Source organism: Sporosarcina cascadiensis, assembly GCF_009650995.1.
Lineage (GTDB): Bacteria > Bacillota > Bacilli > Bacillales_A > Planococcaceae > Sporosarcina > Sporosarcina cascadiensis.
Map to the genome: position 1 here is coordinate 1 of NZ_WHVV01000034.1, position 2,380 is coordinate 2,380.

The 2,380-nt window shown below is 43.9% G+C and carries 2 protein-coding genes; both read left to right on the forward strand.

The annotated features are described in order from the left end of the window. Positions 1–825 (forward strand): transposase (locus GDZ68_RS17855; protein WP_153723678.1); only part of this gene is annotated, 825 nt, incomplete at its 5' end. A gap of 730 nt (positions 826–1,555) precedes the next feature. Beyond that, a complete protein-coding gene (locus GDZ68_RS17860) occupies positions 1,556–2,362 on the forward strand; it encodes a YihY/virulence factor BrkB family protein (RefSeq protein WP_153723679.1) in 807 nt (268 codons plus the stop codon). The last annotated feature ends 18 nt before the right edge of the window (positions 2,363–2,380 follow it).

Here is a 2,380-nt window from a genome sequence, read left to right on the forward strand (position 1 = left end):
GTAGCACAAATCCCTGCCGTAAAAGAGCGAGTCAATGTATTGAAAGAAATCATTGAGGACTATGAGAACCAATGGAGCTATTCCAACGATCCGGACGCACGACTTGGGCATAAATCAGCGGACACCGCTTTCTTCGGCTACAAAACGCATATTGCGATGAGCGACGAACGAATTATCACAGCGGCCATCGTGACAACAGGCGAAAAAAGTGATGGACAATATCTTCCCGAATTACTCACCAAAAGTAAAGAGGCTGGCATGGAGTTCGAAACGGTTCTAGGCGATACAGCGTATTCAGGTAAAGGCAATTTAGAATATGCCAAATTGGAGGAGCTCCAATTGATCGCAAAGTTAAATCCCTCCGTTACCGATGGAAATGAAAGACGAACAACCCCATTCGATTACAATAAGGATACAGGAATGTTCGTTTGCCCGGCTGGACACCTGGCAACTCGAAAGGCACGAACAGGCAAAAAAAATCAGAAGAAGAATCAGAGTACCACGTATTATTTTGATATTGAAAAATGTAAGGTATGTCCGATGCGCGAGGGATGTTATAAGGAAGGCGCAAAAAGCAAAACATACAGTGTGACGATCAAGTCGCTTGAACATGAAGAACAAGCCGCCTTTCAAGAGACCGAGGAATTTAAACAACTCGCCAAAAACCGTTATAAAATTAAAGCGAAAAATAGTGAATTGAAACATCCGCATGGCTATAAAACGGCTAAATCAGCGGGTGTATTCGGCATGGAGGTACAAGGAGCCACCACCATATTTGCGGTGAACTTGAAACGAATTATCAAGCTGCTGAGCCAAAAAGAATAAAAACAGATCAAGAAACAGGGCACGTTCCATCAAAAATCGGATGGAACGTGCCCTATTTTCGATTGAAGAGCCATGTATTGAAAAAAACTTAAGTTTTTCAGCAGCCTCCTTATGGGGAGTGGCTTTTTTGTGCATTCAGGGGGAAATGTGTATGTGAAAGTTACCATCGCGCAGCAAGAAGTGAAGGAGTATGAAACCAATCACCCTAAGGCTTGTTTGATCATACATTCCCTTCAAACGCTCCTAGCCTCCTGACAGCTGATCATAAGCTCTGCCCTCGCGCTCATTCTCTCCCTGTCAGTGATCATGGACCTGCCGTACTTGATCATAAACCTTGCCGCTGTGCTCATGGAGAGATAAATCACCCGTTCTCTTGCGTCGGAAACCTGAAGCTGTTTTTCGTTGGCTCGGCTGGCGGTAAGATTGGTTCGGTGGGAGGATTATTTGGCTCGCTCCACCGATGCAACAGGATGTTTATATATAAACTACGGATTTATCCCCGTAAATGATTATATGAAGTACTTGTGTGAAGATAGCTTTCATTGGGAGTAATCATTCATTCGTAAGTTTATAAATAGTTCTTTCCTGCTGATATAGATAAGCGGGCGGCTTTCGTTGTCTAATGCGACCGACTGTTTCATAAGATAAGGGAAATTCACTTTTAGTTAATTGAGATGGATTCAATTAGGGTATATTGTAGTTAGAAGCGAGCAGGCAGAGGGGGATTTTGATGATCATTAAGATGGTTAAGCGATTTTTTAATGAACGCTTTTTTGATCAGGCTGCACAGAATGCCTATTATTTGCTGCTGTCCGTGCTGCCTTTTTTATTGGTTGTGTTGTCGCTTGTTCAGTTTCTGCCTGTTCAGGAGGCAAGTATCTTGGCGTTGCTGCGTCCATTTGTTCCAGAAGAGTCATTTCAGCTGATTGAGCAAAGTGTTCAGTCAGTTATTTATAAAAGCCATGGCAAAGTACTTGTCATCAGTGTGCTGGCGGCTTTGTGGACTTCTTCTGTTGCGGTGCAGTCGTTTGCCCGTTCATTGGATATGGCGAATGAAAAGAGGCTGAAGCAACCTTTCTGGCTGACGTTCATTCGCAATATCGGGGTGACCATTCTGTTTATGCTGGTTGTGCCGATGTCGCTGTTTTTACCCTTGATCGAGAAGCTTCTGCACCGTGTGATTGCGTATTACGATGTGCTGGATGCTTGGCAGGGCTGGCTGTATATTTGGCCGAATATTAAATGGGGTCTCGGGACCATTTTTTTATTGATATTCTTCCTGTTGTTTTATCAGCTGGTTCCGACTGGTAAAATGAAATGGAAAGAAGTATTGCCGGGAGCACTATTTTCTGCATTTGGCTGGCAGCTGGTGTCGCTGTTATTCGGCGATTATGTAGCACGGGTTGATTACTCCAGGCTATACGGACAGTTGGCAGGCATTATTATGCTTGTGTTATGGTTTTACTTGACGGCGGTCATTATTATTCTGTCTGGATTGCTGAATGCGGAGTGGAAGAGGAGGAGGCGGACTGTATGAAAATTTTAGTAGTGGATG